General features: G+C 26.7%; 20 protein-coding genes and 4 tRNA genes. 20 read left to right on the top strand and 4 right to left on the bottom strand.

Annotated features, from left to right (window positions below; genetic code table 4):
- Positions 1-65 precede the first annotated feature (65 nt).
- The 7 genes from SCORR_RS00720 (at position 66) to SCORR_RS00750 (ending at position 4006) form a co-directional block, all read left to right on the top strand.
- The gene (locus SCORR_RS00720; protein ID WP_094048157.1) at positions 66-419 is read left to right on the top strand and encodes a hypothetical protein; all 354 of its coding nucleotides are present in this window, start codon (positions 66-68) and stop codon (positions 417-419) included.
- A 532-nt stretch (positions 420-951) separates the two neighbouring features.
- Positions 952-1167: a hypothetical protein gene (locus SCORR_RS00725; RefSeq protein ID WP_094048159.1), complete on the top strand. Its 216-nt coding sequence runs from the start codon at positions 952-954 to the stop codon at positions 1165-1167.
- 115 nt (positions 1168-1282) lie between these two features.
- Positions 1283-1699, top strand: coding sequence for a DDE-type integrase/transposase/recombinase (locus tag SCORR_RS00730; protein ID WP_157705304.1), 417 nt, complete (start codon positions 1283-1285; stop codon positions 1697-1699).
- A 158-nt stretch (positions 1700-1857) separates the two neighbouring features.
- A tRNA-Ile gene (locus SCORR_RS00735) sits at positions 1858-1934 on the top strand.
- A 132-nt stretch (positions 1935-2066) separates the two neighbouring features.
- Positions 2067-2522, top strand: a complete 456-nt coding sequence (gene rplM / locus SCORR_RS00740) for a 50S ribosomal protein L13 (RefSeq protein WP_094048163.1) — start codon at positions 2067-2069, stop codon at positions 2520-2522.
- Positions 2522-2929 carry a 30S ribosomal protein S9 gene (gene rpsI, locus SCORR_RS00745; RefSeq protein WP_094048165.1) on the top strand — a complete coding sequence of 136 codons (408 nt, stop codon included), beginning with the start codon at positions 2522-2524 and terminating at the stop codon, positions 2927-2929. The genes rplM and rpsI overlap by 1 nt, the downstream gene beginning before the upstream one ends.
- 120 nt (positions 2930-3049) lie before the next feature.
- Positions 3050-4006 carry an L-lactate dehydrogenase gene (locus SCORR_RS00750; RefSeq protein ID WP_094048167.1) on the top strand — a complete coding sequence of 319 codons (957 nt, stop codon included), beginning with the start codon at positions 3050-3052 and terminating at the stop codon, positions 4004-4006.
- 44 nt (positions 4007-4050) lie between these two features.
- Here the strand turns inward: SCORR_RS00750 and SCORR_RS00755 are convergent, their stop codons facing one another.
- A complete protein-coding gene (locus SCORR_RS00755; protein ID WP_157705306.1) occupies positions 4051-4791 on the bottom strand; it encodes a type III pantothenate kinase in 741 nt (246 codons plus the stop codon).
- Positions 4792-4859: 68 nt separating this feature from the next.
- Here SCORR_RS00755 and coaD point away from each other — a divergent pair, with 68 nt between their 5' ends.
- From coaD to SCORR_RS00805, 10 genes are all read left to right on the top strand, one after another.
- Positions 4860-5303, top strand: a complete 444-nt coding sequence (gene coaD, locus SCORR_RS00760) for a pantetheine-phosphate adenylyltransferase (protein WP_094048171.1) — start codon at positions 4860-4862, stop codon at positions 5301-5303.
- 26 nt (positions 5304-5329) lie between these two features.
- Entirely contained in the window at positions 5330-6583 is a 1254-nt protein-coding gene (locus tag SCORR_RS00765; protein ID WP_094048173.1) for a Pr6Pr family membrane protein, read from the top strand.
- Positions 6584-6656: 73 nt separating this feature from the next.
- Entirely contained in the window at positions 6657-9617 is a 2961-nt protein-coding gene (locus SCORR_RS00770) for a 2-oxo acid dehydrogenase subunit E2 (protein WP_094048174.1), read from the top strand.
- A gap of 74 nt (positions 9618-9691) precedes the next feature.
- A tRNA-His gene (locus SCORR_RS00775) sits at positions 9692-9767 on the top strand.
- Between the two features lie 62 nt (positions 9768-9829).
- Entirely contained in the window at positions 9830-11107 is a 1278-nt protein-coding gene (locus SCORR_RS00780; protein WP_094048176.1) for a hypothetical protein, read from the top strand.
- Positions 11082-11513, top strand: a complete 432-nt coding sequence (locus SCORR_RS00785; RefSeq protein ID WP_094048178.1) for a hypothetical protein — start codon at positions 11082-11084, stop codon at positions 11511-11513. The genes SCORR_RS00780 and SCORR_RS00785 overlap by 26 nt, the downstream gene beginning before the upstream one ends.
- 17 nt (positions 11514-11530) lie before the next feature.
- On the top strand, positions 11531-11758 hold the full coding sequence (locus tag SCORR_RS00790; protein ID WP_094048180.1) for an acyl carrier protein: 228 nt from the start codon (positions 11531-11533) through the stop codon (positions 11756-11758).
- Positions 11751-12194, top strand: coding sequence for a Fur family transcriptional regulator (locus SCORR_RS00795; protein WP_157705308.1), 444 nt, complete (start codon positions 11751-11753; stop codon positions 12192-12194). Before SCORR_RS00790 ends, SCORR_RS00795 begins: the two co-directional genes overlap by 8 nt.
- A gap of 41 nt (positions 12195-12235) precedes the next feature.
- Positions 12236-12311: transfer RNA gene (locus SCORR_RS00800), tRNA-Trp, on the top strand.
- A 40-nt stretch (positions 12312-12351) separates the two neighbouring features.
- Positions 12352-12427: transfer RNA gene (locus SCORR_RS00805), tRNA-Trp, on the top strand.
- A 41-nt stretch (positions 12428-12468) separates the two neighbouring features.
- Here the strand turns inward: SCORR_RS00805 and SCORR_RS00810 are convergent.
- The 3 genes from SCORR_RS00810 to SCORR_RS00820 are packed head-to-tail and all read right to left on the bottom strand — an operon-like array spanning position 12469 to position 15032.
- Positions 12469-13344: a DegV family protein gene (locus tag SCORR_RS00810; protein ID WP_094048184.1), complete on the bottom strand. Its 876-nt coding sequence runs from the start codon at positions 13342-13344 to the stop codon at positions 12469-12471.
- A 1-nt stretch (position 13345) separates the two neighbouring features.
- Positions 13346-14191 carry a DegV family protein gene (locus SCORR_RS00815; RefSeq protein ID WP_157705310.1) on the bottom strand — a complete coding sequence of 282 codons (846 nt, stop codon included), beginning with the start codon at positions 14189-14191 and terminating at the stop codon, positions 13346-13348.
- 10 nt (positions 14192-14201) lie between these two features.
- Positions 14202-15032, bottom strand: coding sequence for a DegV family protein (locus SCORR_RS00820; protein ID WP_094048188.1), 831 nt, complete (start codon positions 15030-15032; stop codon positions 14202-14204).
- Between the two features lie 81 nt (positions 15033-15113).
- Here SCORR_RS00820 and ytpR point away from each other — a divergent pair, with 81 nt between their 5' ends.
- The 3 genes from ytpR to SCORR_RS00835 are packed head-to-tail and all read left to right on the top strand — an operon-like array spanning position 15114 to position 17608.
- Entirely contained in the window at positions 15114-15692 is a 579-nt protein-coding gene (gene ytpR / locus SCORR_RS00825) for a YtpR family tRNA-binding protein (protein ID WP_211279182.1), read from the top strand.
- Positions 15677-16732, top strand: a complete 1056-nt coding sequence (locus SCORR_RS00830) for a nicotinate phosphoribosyltransferase (RefSeq protein WP_094048190.1) — start codon at positions 15677-15679, stop codon at positions 16730-16732. The genes ytpR and SCORR_RS00830 overlap by 16 nt, the downstream gene beginning before the upstream one ends.
- A gap of 24 nt (positions 16733-16756) precedes the next feature.
- Positions 16757-17608 (top strand): hypothetical protein, encoded by an 852-nt coding sequence (locus SCORR_RS00835; RefSeq protein WP_094048192.1) that lies wholly within the window; start codon positions 16757-16759, stop codon positions 17606-17608.
- Position 17609: the final 1 nt, after the last annotated feature.

Here is a 17609-nt window from a genome sequence, read left to right on the forward strand (position 1 = left end):
AAATAAGATTATAAAAAACACTTTTAAACTTATTTTTATATTATAATTAGAATGAGGTAAATAAAATGAGAAAAATATTAAGCATATTAGGGTTTTGCTTCATAACTACTGTAACAAGTTCACAAACTATTTCATGTTGAAATACTTATAATAATGATGTTGCCAATGATTATTTCCATGATTTAAATAACATAGAAAACAAAGAACTTGGAGATATTGAGGGAATAAATGAATTACCAACAAAAAAAGATATTTTAGAAGCTATTGACAAAAATAATGGTAATGCTAATCAATACACTAAAAATATTGACTATCTAAATTTAGAAAATTTAACTACAAAATCAGCAAAACTTATTCCAGCAGAAAAATCAGATTTTAAAAATTTTGCTGAACTTACATTTAATTATATAAAAAAATAATTAATTTATATTAATCGACAATAATTTAGCAATATTAATTTGTAAACAATAAAAAAAGAAACGAAAGACTTAATAGCATATTGATGGAAAGTATTAAAAATGAGTGTAGTGTAACCTTTTTCTGGAGATAATTTAAAATTAATCTAAATAAGATTATAAAATTATAAGGAAAGAGGTTTTTTTATGAAAAGATACACTAAAGAAGAAAAAATAAAAATATGTAAATTATTTTTAGAAAGTAATTTAAATACGAAAATTTCTCAAAAAGTTATAAACTATCATCAATTAGTTTAAGAAATTGAGTTAAAAACTAAAATTTATTTGGAGAATAAGCTTTTGATAATTCAAAAACACATTTAGAAGAAAAGCTTAAAAGCTTACAAAAAGAAAATAAACAGTTAAAAAAAACAACTTAAAGATCAAGAATTAAGAGATTAAATGTATTCGGATTTAAGAAGGTTAATAAATAAAAAAAAGTAAATAAGTGACAACTTTGCATATATGAATGCACTGTTGCATACAATAAAAAATTTTGAACAATGAAATAACAATAAGAAAACTTTGCAAAATAATAAAACTAGGTAAATTAACTTATTATGATTGAATTAAAAATAAAAAACCAAAGTTTAAACATATAGATTATGAATTACTATCAAATATTGAAAAAAGTTTTATTGATTCTGGGAAAACATATGGTTCAAGAAGATTAGCGATTGATTTAAACAATATATGCTCTCATAAAAAATAAGAAGATATATGATATTTTAAATTTTAAAGTAAATAATTACAAAACTCCAAAGAAAACAACAAATCACATAGAAAAAGTTGGTAAATATGAGAGATTAATAAAAACAAACGCAGATTTGAAAAAATATGGAGATGTTTTTAGTGATGACATATCAGAAAAAGTCATTAATAAATCAAGACTTTACACTTGTGGTTTTTATAATATTAAGCAGAAAAAAATTTATGGATTAATTACAAAGACATCAAAAGGTATATCACTTGTTGTTGAATCATTTTTAAAAATGGTTGATGAGTTTGGAGTTTTTAAACCAAATAGCGTTATTCACTCTGATAATAGTTCAGAGTTTAAATCCTATACATATAAATTAATACTAATGAATTTTGACTTAAATATAAGCATGTCTAGAGTTGGTAGATCAACTGATAATGGTTATATAGAAGGCTTTTGAAGCGTATTAAAAAGAGAAGCTATAATAGAGAATAAAAAATATAAATCAATTGAAGAATATATATATAATTTTAATTTATACTAAGAATTTTATAACGAAAAGAGAATAAAGTTATAAAATAAATGTGTCCGGAAAAAGGTTACAGCATAGTTTAATAAAAATTATACTAAATATGTTAAAAATAGTTGATACTTTTATTTTTTTTGATTATAATCTTATTGTTTTCATTTGTAAAAAGAAATCGGAGCATAGCTCAGCTGGTTAGAGCGCACCCCTGATAAGGGTGAGGTCGGTGGTTCAAGTCCACTTGTTCCGACCATTAAGGAATACAAATCGCTTATGCGATTTTTTTATTTTAAATATTTTTTATAAGAGATTGAAACTTTATATTTAAATAATATATAATATATATGCTTACTCACAAGCCCCGGAAGCGAAGGAGAAAAAGCGCATGAAACAAACTACACTTATTAAAACAGCTGACATTGCCAAAAAATGATATGTAGTAGATGCTAGTGAACAAACATTAGGACGTTTATCAACTCAAATTGCAAAAATTTTAAGAGGTAAACATAAACCAAGTTTTACACCACATATTAATAATGGAGATCATGTTATTGTTATTAACGCTGAGAAAGTTATTTTATCAGGAAAAAAAGAAAGTGATAAGAATTATTATTTTCACTCATTCCACCCAGGTGGACTAAAAGTAAGAAATGTTCAAACTCAAAGAAAGCTTTTCCCTGAAAGAATTGTGGAAAGAGCTGTAAGACTAATGTTACCTAAAACAGTTCAAGGATCTAATCAATATCGTGCATTGCATGTCTATGCTGGATCAAAACACCCTCACGAAGCTCAACAACCAGAAGTACTTGTAATTGAAACAAAAAAAGGAGTTAACAATTAATGGCTACAACTAAGAAAACAACAATTAATTATAGAGGTACAGGGAGAAGAAAATCTTCAGTAGCTCAAGTTGTACTTACTCCAGGTAATGCTGGAATAATTGTTAATGGAAAACCTGCACTTGAATTTTTTCCATATCCAACACTTGTACAAGATATGGAACAACCACTTGTTGCAACAGGAACTAAAGAAGACTTTATGATTACTGTAAAAGTAAAAGGCGGAGGATTCACAGGTCAAGCAGGTGCTGCTAGATTGGGTATTTCAAGAGCTTTATTAGAAGCAAGTAAAGATTACAAAGCTGATTTAAGATCAAAAGGGTTACTAACAAGAGATGCACGTGTTAAAGAACGTAAAAAATATGGACTTTATGGAGCACGTCGTGCACCACAATTTTCAAAACGTTAGTAATATTAATATAAATTTATTAATTAAATTAATAATATTAATGTTTAAATGCCAATTAAGGCATTTTTTATATACATTTATTTGAATAGGTATATAATAACAAAAAGGAGATTCAATTATATGATAAAAAGTAAAAAAATAGTATTGATTGGTTGCGGAGCAGTTGGAACCAGTTTTATATATTGTGCAATTAACCAAGGTGTTGCAGAAGATTACGTATTGATAGATGTTTTCAAGGATTTAGCAGAAGGTAATGAACTTGATTTACACGATACTCAAGCAGTTGTACCACATTATTTCCACAGTGTAAAAGCTGGTGATTATAAAGATTGTAAAGATGCTGATGTTATTGTTATTACAGCAGGTAGACCTCAAAAACCAGGAGAAACTAGATTAGAAATGGTTGCAGATAATGCAAAAATTATGAAAAGCATTGCATTAGAAGTAAAAAAATCTGGATTTAATGGAGTTACAGTAATAGCTTCCAATCCAGTTGATGTTTTGACAAATGTATATAGAGTAGTTACAGGATTCCCATCACGTTCAGTAATATCATCAGGAACAACTTTAGATTCATCAAGATTAAAAAGATTAATTTCAGAAAAATTTGATGTAAATACTAAAGAAGTAAACACTGTACTAGCTGGGGAACATGGTGATTCATCAGTTGCATTATGAAGTAAGGCAACTATTATGGGTAAATCAATGAAACAATATATTGATGAGAAAAAAATTACTCAAGAAGAACTTGATAAATTAAAAGATGATGCAGTTCATATGGCATATAAAATTATTGAAAAAAAACGTGCAACATTCTATGGGATAGGTGCTTGTTTGTGTAGAATTGTTAAATCAATACTTAAAAACGAAAATAAGATGCTTATGGTAGGGGCTTATTTAGAAGGACAATATGGAATTACTGACACTTATGTAAGTGTACCTTGTTCATTAGGAACTAATGGAATTACTAATATCCTTGATTGAGAATTATCAAAAGATGAATTAGAAAAATTAGTGAAATCAGCAAATACAATTAAAGAAACATTTAAAACTGCTGAAGAAGCTATTAAAGAATAATTGAATAAGCAAAGTTAAAATCCATTATTTAATAATGGATTTTTTTATATAAAGTTTAATAATCCTTTAAAAATTAGTTCCTCATCATAAATAAAATTATCTTCGACTATATCTTTTTCAAAATTTTGAGAATAACCTCCAGTAATAATTACATTATTAATATCGTAATTTTTCATTAAAGTTTTTATATAGTTTTTTATCATAATATAATGCATATTATAAACACCAATAGATATTGCATCAATTGTATTTGTTCCAATAAGTAAATTAGATTTTTCGTATTCAAAATTTTTTAGTAAAGCAGCTTTACTTATTAGTCCGTCAAGTGACGTTTTTAAACCTGGAGCAATAACAGTTCCTAAAAATATATTATTTTGAATTAATGATATTGTAGTTGCTGTTCCCATTGATATTACAATACAATCTTGGAAATTATACTTTTTAGTTGTAGCATAATAATTTGCAATAAAATCTGATCCTAATACTTCAAATTTATCTACTTTAAAATTTTTATAATTATGAGGAGCACTATACTTTATATCAATGTAATCAATGTTTCTTAACTTACATAAATCTATTATTATTCCTGTTCATTCTGGAACAACAGAAGAAAAGATGATTTTATTAAAATCAACACTCTCTTTTATAAAGTATTCATCAAGGTTATGCAAATTTTTATAATACTCATCATTTGTTAAAGGTCTAATAAGTTTCTTAAATATTTCATTATTGTATGTTCTAAAATCAACAGTCGTATTACCTACATCAATAAATAAAACTTTCATATAAACCCCTTTTTCAAAAATATTACCATAATTATGTTTTTTTTTAAAAAAAAATATAAAATAAAAACATGATAAATAATGTAAAAAAAACAGCAATATATCCAGGGAGTTTTGACCCTTTTCATAATGGTCATTTAAATGTACTAACTAAAGCATTAAAGTTGTTTGATTTTGTTTACATTGTAATTACAAAAAATATAAATAAAAATAAAAGTCCTGACTTAGAGTCAAGAGTTGCTAAAATTAAACAAATGACTAAAGAGCTTAGCAATTTTGAGATTGTTATTAACGATAAGCTATTAACTATTGATTTTGCTAAACAAATTAGTGCAAACTTTATAATAAGAGGGGTAAGAGACTTAGAAACTTTTAAAAATGAAATTGAATATATTGATGCTAATAGAACATTGAATACTGATATTGAAACAATTCTTATTGTTTCAGATATGGAACAAAGAAAACTATCCTCATCAATAATAAAAGAAATAGAATTTTATAAGAACACAAAATAAAGTCTTAACATTATGGGTAATAATTTATGAAAATAAGTAATAAAAATTTAGAATTCTCTATAAAATTAATTATATTAATATCTTTAATAATTTTTTTAATCTTTGATGCATTATTACAAATGTATGACCCAAATAAAAATTTTTATGGGATTCCAGCATACGAAAGAATGGACATTTACTTTTCTTACTTCACTACACAATCAAATTACATAGTGGTTTGTTATCTAGTGATAGCAATTTTAATAAAACAAATTTATAATACAAGATTGAACTTTGGAGCAGAGTTAGCTGTAACGGTATATATTACTCTAACAATGATTGTTTTTTGAGTGGGTATAGTTGGATCATCAGAACAAAGCTCAACAACTATTCCAAATTGAATATCCACAGTTATTTTACATTTGATAATACCGATTATTATGATTTATTATTTTGTTATATCTTGTGGAGATATATATTTTTCTAATAAAAAACATCTAAAATTTAATTTCCCAATTACCTGTGCATACCCAATGTTATATTTATTATTTATTTTAATCAGAGGGAAGTTAAGGTTTAGAATGTACTCTCCTGAGTTTTTTAATAATATTTATAGTGATAATAATAATTGAATTTGAAATAATCTTTGAACAGATCAGAATGGTGTAATAGACAAATCAATTAAATATGACCAACAAATGTGATACCCATACTGATTTTTAAATTTAAATAGATATAGTTTATCTGCAAACGGAGAAACTTATAGTTCTAATCTTAATCAGCCATTATGGTTAATAATATTTTATTTCTCAGCAGGTATTTTTTGTGTAGCTGCACTTGTGGTAGCTCTTCAATTCCTATATTTAAAAATTAATAATATAAAGTTTTATAATTGGCATGATATAAATGGAAATTTAATAACAAAAAAAGAACACAGTATTAGAATCGCTAAACGAAAACAACAAAGAAAACAAGTGTTAAACGATTTAAGAATAATGATTTTTACAAACAAAACTAAAACAATGATGTTTAAAAAATTTATAAGCGGATTACCAAAAGAAGAAAAAAATATTTTGATTCAAAAGAATATAACTTTGATAAATCTTGAAAAGGAACTTTTAGTTAATTACAAAAAGAAATTAAATCAAGATAAGATTGAGTATAAAAAGTATGTAAAATCACTGTTACAAAATGTTAGTTACAAAGATAGAGGATTTATAAAAGAAAATTTAAGAGAGGCTGAGAGGTTTAAAAAACTTGTAAAAAAAGGTATAATATTAACAAGGTCTATAAATGATTAGTGATAGAGGTAAGACTTAACCTTTATTTTTTATATTTTTATTGTGCCTATAAAAGTAATCGAGGGGTGCGAAAATGGTTCATCTAAGAGCACGAAATCTACCACTTAAAGGAGTTTTAAAGGAATGATTATTTCAAGGTAATCACATTGGTTTTGGTGATGACTTTGCTCTTATTAAATTAGAAGATGGAAGTGAAGTAAAAATTAAATCTAATTATAATGGTTTGATAACTAAAACTATTAAATTAGGTAGTCCAATTAAAAATGGAAGTATTCTTGCAAATATTGCAATTGGTGAGAAAGAAATCCAGAAGGTTAGAACTAAAATTAGTAAAAATGGCGAAGACAATAGTGAATTAGTTATACCTGAAGTTGCAGAATCAAAGTTACAAGATGCAGAATCGGATGCAGATTCCTTCTCCGGTGCAGTAATGTACAATAGGTATAACCAAGCAATTACTCCATTTTCGACTACATCAGAAGATATTAAAGATACTCCTGAGAAAATGAAACAGATTGAAGAAAAGGATATACAAAATATGGCAACTCCGGCAAACAACAAAGATAGATTTGCCCAAATGAGAGAAAATATTAGAAATTCTATAAAAAATGCTCCTCAAAACAAATTAATGGGTGATTTACCAAAAGAGGAGTTATTAAAAATATCTAATAATGATCTTCTTGTTGGTTCAAATCAAAGTAGTAATAATAACTTATTTGCAAAAGATGACCTAACTGGTGTGAGTAAGTTTAGACAAATAATTCAAGCACGTAAGGAAAAATTGTTAGAAGAAAATGATTATAAAGAAGTTGAAGATAATACAAATCAATTAAATGCGATGTCCAAATTAGATGAAAAAGGCAGACCTTTAATTATGAGAAATATTATTAAGTCAAGAATTGAAAAACTTAATGCTGCTAATGGAGATACTTCTGTATTGGAACGTGATATTGTTGCGACAAAAGAAAACGCAATAATTGATAGCCAAAAAAAAGTAGTTGAACAAATAGATCAAAATCAACAAAAGTATAATAATACAATGAGTGTCAAAAATGATGAGGTCTTTTTAAGACAGAGAGCATCTGAAGATGGAGACTTTGGAGTTTCATATGGTGGTTATGTTGATGATAAAGAACCAATGGTTATTGACGCAAACTCATTATCAAAGTATGGAGGGACTATTATGCCTCAAAAAGATCAATCTCAATTAATAGGTGAATTTAATAATAAAGAACAAAAAACTTATGCTGAATCTAAATTATCAAGTCTTTATGATAACAGAAAAAGATGAAACTTAATAAAAGATAGAGATGAACGCAATATAATAAATATGAGAAGACAAGCTGTAGAACAAGGATTAAATGAGGATAGAATGCAGTTTTCAAAAGCTATTAAAGACATTGGTCTCCCAACTGAATTCACTAGACAAGTACCTATGCAAAATCCAGTAACTGGAAAAGTTGATTATGTAAGATATATGGATACGCCAAATGGTAATAAAGAATTTGAAGGATGATTAAGAGCTTCAAATCTTTATACTGCTTATAGAGATGAACTTAATTATATTCAATCAGGAGAACAACAACAGGTGACTATAAATAATTTACCTGATAATAAATATGTAAAGTCAAATGACATAAGAAGTCCTAAAAACAATAATCAAAATTTAAGTATATATAGTTCATATGATGGTATGGTGCAGTCTGAGCAAAATATAAATATACCTCAACAACAACCTCAAACTCAACAACAACCTCAAACTCAACAACAACCTCAAACTCAACAACAACCTCAAACTCAACCTCAACCTCAACAAAGTAATGTTAATACACAACAGTTTACAAATACCATTGATAAACAAAATGAACTGGAAAATGAATTACAACGTCAAGGTAAAGAGTTCAAAAAGCAAGCTGATGAAAAGATTGCATCAAAAGCAATATCATATTTACAAAAAGAAATAGCTGAACTGAAAAGTTCATTAGAACAACAAAATCAACTGAATAATGCAACTTCTAGGCTAAATCAACAATCAAACTTCAATGGAACTAATGATTTGTTTGGTCAAATGATGCAATATATGCTAATGCAAAACATGATGCAAAATTTAAATCCTAAAAAAGATACTAATATCGATGATATAAAGTCAGTTATAAAAGATGAGATTAAAGATTTTACTAATAAAATAAAAAATGAAAAATCACAAGAAGAAGAGTTATTAAAGTTACGTGAAGAAGCAGAAAAATTAAAAGAAGAACTAAAGGTTGTAAACTTTGAAAAAGAAAAACCAGATAACACTATTGGTTATTTGAATTATGAAACATCAAATAAAAACACCAACTATGTAGAAAGAACTAAAGTAAACGAAAATAGAAATAATGCTGTTAAATCAATGATTTTAAGTCAGAGTTACATTCCACCTTTAACAATATCTACTGATATTGATATGAGTTCGATTCTGAAATTAAAACACGTACTAAGACAAACACAAACTACAGTAAAATTTACAACAATATCATTTATAGCTAAAACTATCTCAATAGCGCTTAGAGATTACCCAAAATTGAATTCAAGTTATGATCCAGAAACTAATGAACTTGTAATTAAGAAGTACCACAATATTGGCTTAGCAACAGAGACTAGTGAAGGATTAATAATTCCGGTGCTTAAATTTGTTGAAAAAATGACTATCAAAGAGGTTGCTATTGATATTAGAGAAATTACACAAAGACTAAGAAAAGGATTCATAAATGATTATGAGTCTGAAGGAAGTACTATTACAATTGCAAATTACGGTAACATAGGTGCTTTACAAGCAACACCAACAATATTTTACCCAAATGCAGCAGTTATAGGTGTTGGTAAAATAGTTAAGAAACCAGTTGTAGTGGATAATGAAAAACTTGCAATTAAAGCTATTATGAATATGAGCTTAACAGTGGATCAAAGAATTATTGATGCAGCTGAGGCTGGTAGATTTATGGCTAGAGTAAAACAAATTTTAGAGAAACCTGAAATGTTAACAGTATCTTAATAAATAAGAAATTTAATATACCTATTGCTAATAAAAAAATTTTTAGTATAATATTAAAGTCTTATTTACATATGGCGTACATGGCGAAGTGGTTAACGCACCGGATTGTGGTTCCGGCACTCGAGGGTTCAATTCCCTTTGTACGCCCCATTAAAAGAAAATAAAAACTTATTGAAAAAATAAGTTTTTTTTGTCGATATATTAAAAGGGTGATGATTATATTTTCATTAAATATTAATAATCAAGAGTTAAGGGAGAAAGAAAATGATGTAAAACAAAGTTTATCCCAAACTACTAATGATAATAAAGAGTTAGGATTTGATATAGTATTCATAAATGAAATAATGGAGCTTAACGGTAAGAATTTTTATAAATTATTCCTCCGACCTAATTACTCATATGAATATCTTAATGATTTAATGCACTCAGGAAGTAATTTATTTTATAAAGATGTATTAAATTGTGAGTTTAAACTATACTTAGGTACAAATAGCGGTCTAGTTGAACTTGAAAATCCAGAGGGTGGTAAAACATTTAAGGCACATAATTTTGCGGTTCATAGATTATTTTTGTTTAAACCTGAATATATTGTAGCAAATGGTGCAAATAATTTCTTTGAGATTAATATTCCAGTTGACTTAATAAAAGATAGAGACAGTATTGATATCTCATTTGAGATTAAATACTTTTTTTGAGATTTAAATACTCCAAAAAGCAATGTAGGAAAGATTAAGGTAGATTTAAAAAATTATGTAAAGTATGAGGAAGTTGATAATTTAACAAAAAAAGTCAGAATTTTCAATAAAGTAACAGTGTTGGTTTGCTTCATACCTTTTGTAAATGAAAAATATACTAGCACATTTTTGGAATTAGTATCACAAGATGTTACATTGAAAGAACATAGAAAGGATATTAAATTTATTGACAGGGACTATACATTCATTAGCGGCTATAATAAATATAATTTTGAGGCCTATAGTTATATTATAACAAACTATATTAATAGATATATTGATGCATTTGTTAATGATATAAATACTAGTCATAATATTAAAGTGACTTCAGAATTATTATCTAATTTAGATTATTCAAAATACTATTCATTAAAAAAAATAGAAGATACCATCAACGAGAAAGATGGTGTTACAAGAATTGGAGTTAACAATAAAACTCAATTTAAGTATCCATCTAACGCTGTTGGACTATGTGAAGGTCTAAGATGTGAAGAAGGAATATTATTTAATCCAATATTTGGTGGTACTTTGATGTTTTCTAAAACAATAAATAAAGGTGGTTTAATAATAGATTTAAGTTACAATATTGATACAAATAATAATTATCCAAAAGTTAATAGTAAATTAGATAATAGTGAGAAATATAAAATTAATTATAAGGTATCAATTAACTATGAGTTATTTAATAAATACATAAATAAAGATTTGGAAGGAGGTATTAACTACATCAATGAAAACCAAGAAAAAATTGCTTAGGATAACATTTGTTACTTTGATATTTACCTTCATAATAACTATCTTTACTACACTTGTATTTTTTTTAGTAGTTAATAATAAAAAACAAATTCAATCAATACCAGATGTAACCAGCCCTGATAAAAAACCTAGTGATAAAAAAGATTTTAAAAAAGATGATTTAGTTATTTCATTTAATACTTCACAAAATATATATTTATTAAAAAGAGATAATAATGATTATAGTTTTGTGTATGATAATTTTAAGTTCTTCTTTTTGGTTGAGTTCAATAAACTTGGACCATCAAATAAAAATCCTGAAATTACATTCTCCATTGACTCTTTAATATCAACAAAAAATATTAATGTATTATATAAGACAAATTATAAAAATTATAATTGGTTATTTAGTCTAAATAATATATAATTATTTAAGGTGATTATATGAATTATTATGAAGAAATAAAAAATGCCTTAGTCAAAAAAGGCGCAAAAGGAAGTATCTCAAAAGATACGACTTTTAAAAGTATGGAAATCGATTCATTGGATTTAATGGACATGATTATTAGTCTTGAAAATAAATTAGATATAGCCATTCCGGATGATGATCTTGTTTCATTGAAAAACATTAACGATGTGCTTAATGTGATTGAAAAGTTGAAAAATGAATAATGATAAGTTTGAAAAGTACATTAGTTTATTTAAATCTAAAAAAATAAAGCTTACTGATGTAAGATTATCCATGTTAAAAGCCATTACTACTAAAAAGCATTTAACAATTCCAGAGTTAATTGAGTTTGTACAAGGTGATTTAGGAACAGTAAATGTAATGTCTATATATAATAATGTAGATTTATTCTTAGAATTACACTTATTGTTTTCAAACTCAATTGATGGGAAACAAATTATGTATGAGGTTATATCACCTCAGTTAGTGCATATTTGCTGTGATGAATGCGGAAAAATCATTGACCTTGAGGATGAGGATTTTAATAAAACTTCGCAGTTATTTTTTGAGAGTTATTTAAAAAATAAAGATATGTTACTAGTACATTCAAAAATAGAATTACACATTATTTGCGAAAGTTGTAAAATTTTAAAAAAATAGAATTATAAAAGCACCAAAATGATATAATATTTTGGTGTCATAGGGGTATAGTTCAGTTGGTAGAACATCGGACTTCAAATCCGAGTGTCGTGGGTTCAAGTCCTGCTACCCCTGCCAATTAAGAAAAGCAATAACACCCAATCGGGTGTTTTTAATTAGGGGTATAGTTCAGTTGGTAGAACATCGGACTCCAAATCCGAGTGTCGTGGGTTCAAGTCCTGCTACCCCTGCCAATTAAGAAAAAAAACATTGTTTATAATTAAACAATGTTTTTTTATTCTTCAAATGCAACGTCTGGTAATAAGTCTTTCTTAATAGCTATTAAAGCAATAGTATCTGATCCTGCGTGTCATGGAAATACCAATGACAATGTTTCAAACTTATAGTTTATTTTATTATCTTCTAAATAACTATGAACTGTACTAATAAGTTTACTATTCACTTCTTTCTCTCTTAATAATAAGAAAAGTTTAAAATCTTTGTCCATTTCTTTAATAATAACTGACATTGTTTTATCAAATAATGACCCATAAGTTCTACTAATTCCTATTTTTTTTGGTTTTTTACCTCATTGAATTGATACTTTTGCTTTCACAATTTTTAAAAACTTTAGTATTACCATTTTTGCACGTCCACCTCGTGCAAGAGTTTGTAAATTACTTGGAATTAATGCAAGAAATGTTTCCTTTTCTCAAGTATCGGCTTCTTTTTGAAATAGTTCTAAATCAGTAATTCCTTTATTAATCATTTGTTCGTACTTTAAGGCTAAGTATTTCAGTGCGTTTGCAGCCATGCTGTGTTTAATAACTGTCACTTTACCTTTATATGGTTGGTCTGCAGTTACTAAGAATGCAGTTTGCATCATACTTGATAAATTCTCTGGAATTGATAGATGAATAATATGCTCATATTTCTTTAACATTTCATCATACTTCACCATTAATTCTCCTGGCGAAGCCTGAGAAGTTGATTTTCTTTTATCAGATTTAACTTCTTCTGATAGATTATTTTTTATTATTGACTCTTCAGTTTCTAAGAAGTCATTTTCATCATTAATAATTAAGTGAAGTGGTAAAACTTCAATAATTTTAGAGTTAAGTTCACCAACTTTAAAACCAGCAGAACTATCTAGTAAAATACCTATTTTCATATTAATCGCCTTTCTTTACTTTCTTTCAAACACCAATTGCAAAAGTTTCTTCACCTGTATGGCATGTAATTGTATTTGGGATTTCGTCAAATAAACCTATTTTATAATTATTTTTTATAATACTATCTTTTACCATTTTTAATGTATCATCGCCACACCTTGAGTAAGCAACGTCTATTTCATGAACGTCTGGATGATGTTTTTTTAATAAATCAATCGCATTATCTATTGCTTTTCTAAATGTTCTTGTTTTTGATTCTTTATCAATAGTTCCATCATATTTTAATATAGGTGTTATTTTTAGCAACTTCGCTAATCCAGCAGCTGCTTTACTTATTCTACCACCTCTAACCAATTGGTCTAATTTTTTTGGAATTATATATACATTAAAGTTTTGATTTTCTTGTTCAATAACTTCCAATATATCACTAGCATTTTTACCTTCGTTAACTAAATTTAGGGCTTTTAGAAGCTGTCTTTTTAGAACTATACTGACTCCATTTGTATCGGCAACATAAACCTTTCCGATATATTCATCACTTTTTGCTAGCATTTTACAAGTAGAATATTGTCCTGATAAACCTTTTGACAATAGTAAACATAGTACCTGGTCATAATCTTTTAATAACTCATCTCAAAGTTTCATCATATCACCAGGTACCGTTTGTGATGTTTTTAGCATTTCTGCATCATATAATTTATAAAACTCTTCTTGAGTAAACTTTTCATCGTCAGCAATTTGCTCACCATTTTCTTTTGTTATCATTAAAGGAGCTAAATACAAGTCCTTGTAATCGGAAGTGTTTTTAATTCCTGTTGATGAATCAATTACTATTGCTATTTTCATATATTTTCCCCTAGTATAAATTTGGAATAAATGCAAATGTTTCTTCTCCTGTGTGACAAGTTACAACATTTGGTATGTTTTCTCAGATTCCAACTTTAAATCCTTTTTCTTCTACAACTTTTTTAACTAAGTTGATTGTTTCTTCATCACTTTTAGAACAAGCTATATCTAGTTCTAAATTGTTTTGATTATTCTTCTTTATTAGATCAAGTGCATTTGATACAGCTTTTTTAAAAGTTCTAGTTTTGCCTTCCTTATCAATAGTTCCATCATATTTTAATATTGGAGTTATTCTAAGAATTCTTGCTAATCCTGCTGCTGCTTTACTTATTCTACCACCTCTAACTAACTGAGATAAGTTTTTAGGAATTATATAACCTAATAAATTACTGCTAATATTTTCAATACTATTAATAATTTCTTCTATACTTTTTTTATGATCCATTAATTTATAAATGTATTTGACTTGTCTCTTTATTAGAATACTCACACCATTGGTATCTACTACGAATACCTTATTCTTATATTCTTCTTCATTACTAAACATTTTAAAAGTATTGTATTGACCTGATAAACCTTTTGATATTAGTAAACAAATTACTTTGTCATAATCTTTTAATAACTCATCTCATTTGTTTAACATTGTTTCTGGAATCGATTGAGAAGTTTTTAAAACTTGCTCCTTATTTAATTTATAAAACTCTTCATTTGAAAAACTTTCATCATCTTCGATTTGAGTTCCATCCTCTTTTGTTATCATTAATGGAACCAAGTATAAATCTTTATAATGACTCATATCCTTTATCCCACTTGATGAATCAACAATTATTGCAATTTTCATGATATCTCCTTTAAATAAAAATCTTTTTATATTATATAATTGATTTATGATTATTCCAAACAAATGAAAGGAAATATTAAAATGAAAATCTTTTTAAATTATCTAAATAAATTTAGATGTATTAGTTTAGCAATAAATAATAAAGAAGTAACCAACACAGAAACTAAGAATAATATAGTAACGTTATATAATTATGATGAAGTAATAGGTTATAACATATTAAACATTGACCTTAACGATGTTGAAAATAAATTAGAAAATAAAGAACTCCAAAAATTAACAAAAGAATTACTGAAAAATAATGGTATAGATATTAATTTTGAAGATCAGTTTATCGTAGTTAAGGTAATTGATTGCGAAAACATCCCAAATACACATCTTTCAAATTGCAAAGTTTTCGATGGTAAAGAATATTTACAAATAGTATGTGGTGCAAGAAATGTAAGAAAAGAAATGTTTACTGTTTTAGCTACAATAGGATCTTGACTACCTAATGGGATGCAAATCAAAAAAGGAAAACTTGCTGGAATAGACTCATTTGGTATGCTTTGTTCTAAAAAAGAGCTAAATATTAATAGTCCCAAAATCAATGATGAGGGTATTATCGACCTAACACTCTCAGAAAATAATGTAGGTAAATCAGTATGAGAAATAATTTAATTAAACCTAATTTTTATATAGATAAGAGAGTTTATGATGACTATTATATAGCTGATTACTTTGTAAAGACTAGAAAAATAATTCAAAAGTTTCATCCTGATACTATTTTTACTATGCAATGATTCCAAAGAAATGACGGAGTATTTTTTTGTGGCTCAGAAATAATAAAAGATTTATTGGTAAAAAGTGGAGTAAAAAATATTATAGTTGATTATTTAGAAGAAGGATCAATAATTAATTCAAATGAACCAGTATTAAGAATTACTGGTAAGTACGAAAGCTTTTGTCATTTAGAAGGACTAATTGATGGAATTTTATCAAGAGCTACTACAGTTGCTAATAATGCATATCATATTAAAATAGCTGCAAATAATAAAATGATAATAAATATGAATGATAGAATGGATTTGTATTTAAACCAACAAATTGATGGTTATGCTTCTTATACAGCCGGATTGATAAATCTTGTTACTCCTGCATCATTTGAATATATAAATATTGAATGCAATTTGCAAGGTACTATGCCTCATTCTTTAATCGCTGCATTTGATGGTGATATAATTGCAGCCTCAAAAGCTTATAATCAAACTTATCCAAATAATAAATTAGTTGTATTAGTTGATTATAATAACGATGTTATAACTGATAGTATAAAAGTTTGTAAAGCTATGAATGGAAAAGTTTGAGCCGTTAGAATTGATACATCTGCTAATCTAATTGATAATTCATTGCAAAAACTTGGTAAAACTACTAATGAATATAAAGGAGTTAATGTTGAATTAGTAAATTTATTAAGAGACGAGTTAGACAAAAATGGTTATAACGACGTTAAAATAATAGTCTCTTCAGGATTTAACATTAAAAAAATTGAACTATTTGAAAATAATAATTCAAAAGTAGATATTTATGGCGTTGGAGAAGCACTAACAATTAATAAAATTAGTTTTACAGGAGATGTAGTTAAAATAAATGGAAAAGATCAATCTAAATTTGGAAGAAAATATATGGAATCTTTTAGACTTAAAAGTATAAAATATTAGTAAAAGAAGAAGAGGGATCGTTTTATGGCACTATTTAAAAAGAAACCAAATAAGGTCTTAAAGAGTGAATTTTCAAAGTTGGAAGAAGAAAGAGCGCCAAATCATTGAACATTTAATGATGATCCATTATTAAATATGGAACCAGTATTTTCAGATCAAATAGCGTCTAGTCAAGAAGAGGATAAGCAATTTGTTTCAAAAGAGCAGCTTAAAATTAATAAGCTTAGCGATTTAAGAGAAAAGTTAAAACAAAACATGCCAAAAGATATAAAAGGACCACTAGGATCAATAATTAGTGGTGCAATAAAAAAATCACAGGATATTCAAAATGAAGTTTTAGAAAATGACCCAGTAATTGCAAAACTACATAAAATTGAAGAACTTAGAAAAACTGGGGCTATTGACGAAAGTGTTTATACTGATGTTAATAAAATAAAAGAAAAAGGTGTTTCATATTCTGCAAGAGCTAAAAAATATCATGAAGAGAACTCTACTGTTGTATTAGAAACAGAACTTGAAAGGGTTAAGAGATTATCTGAGATATCAAAAAATAGAATAAACGGTAGAGGTGCAGAAGATTATATTAATCGTAATAAGTATTCATTTGGTCAAGTATCAAAGAAAAGTAATAAGCTACTGGATTTACAAAGAGAGATGGTAAATAAATTAGAACAAGTTAAATTAAAAAAAACAAAGTATATTGATGATGAATTTAATTTGACTCTTGAATCAATAAGTACAATGCACTTCGATGACGAAGCAACTAAGGAAGAGTTTTTGATAGATAAAATAAATGAGTATGACAAGTTATTAAAAGAAAAAGAAAAAGGAATCTTGTTAAAACCAAAGAAAAAATCTAGGGTAACTAAAAAGTAGG

Source organism: Spiroplasma corruscae, assembly GCF_002237575.1.
Taxonomy (GTDB): Bacteria; Bacillota_I; Bacilli_A; order Mycoplasmatales; family Mycoplasmataceae; genus Spiroplasma_A; species Spiroplasma_A corruscae.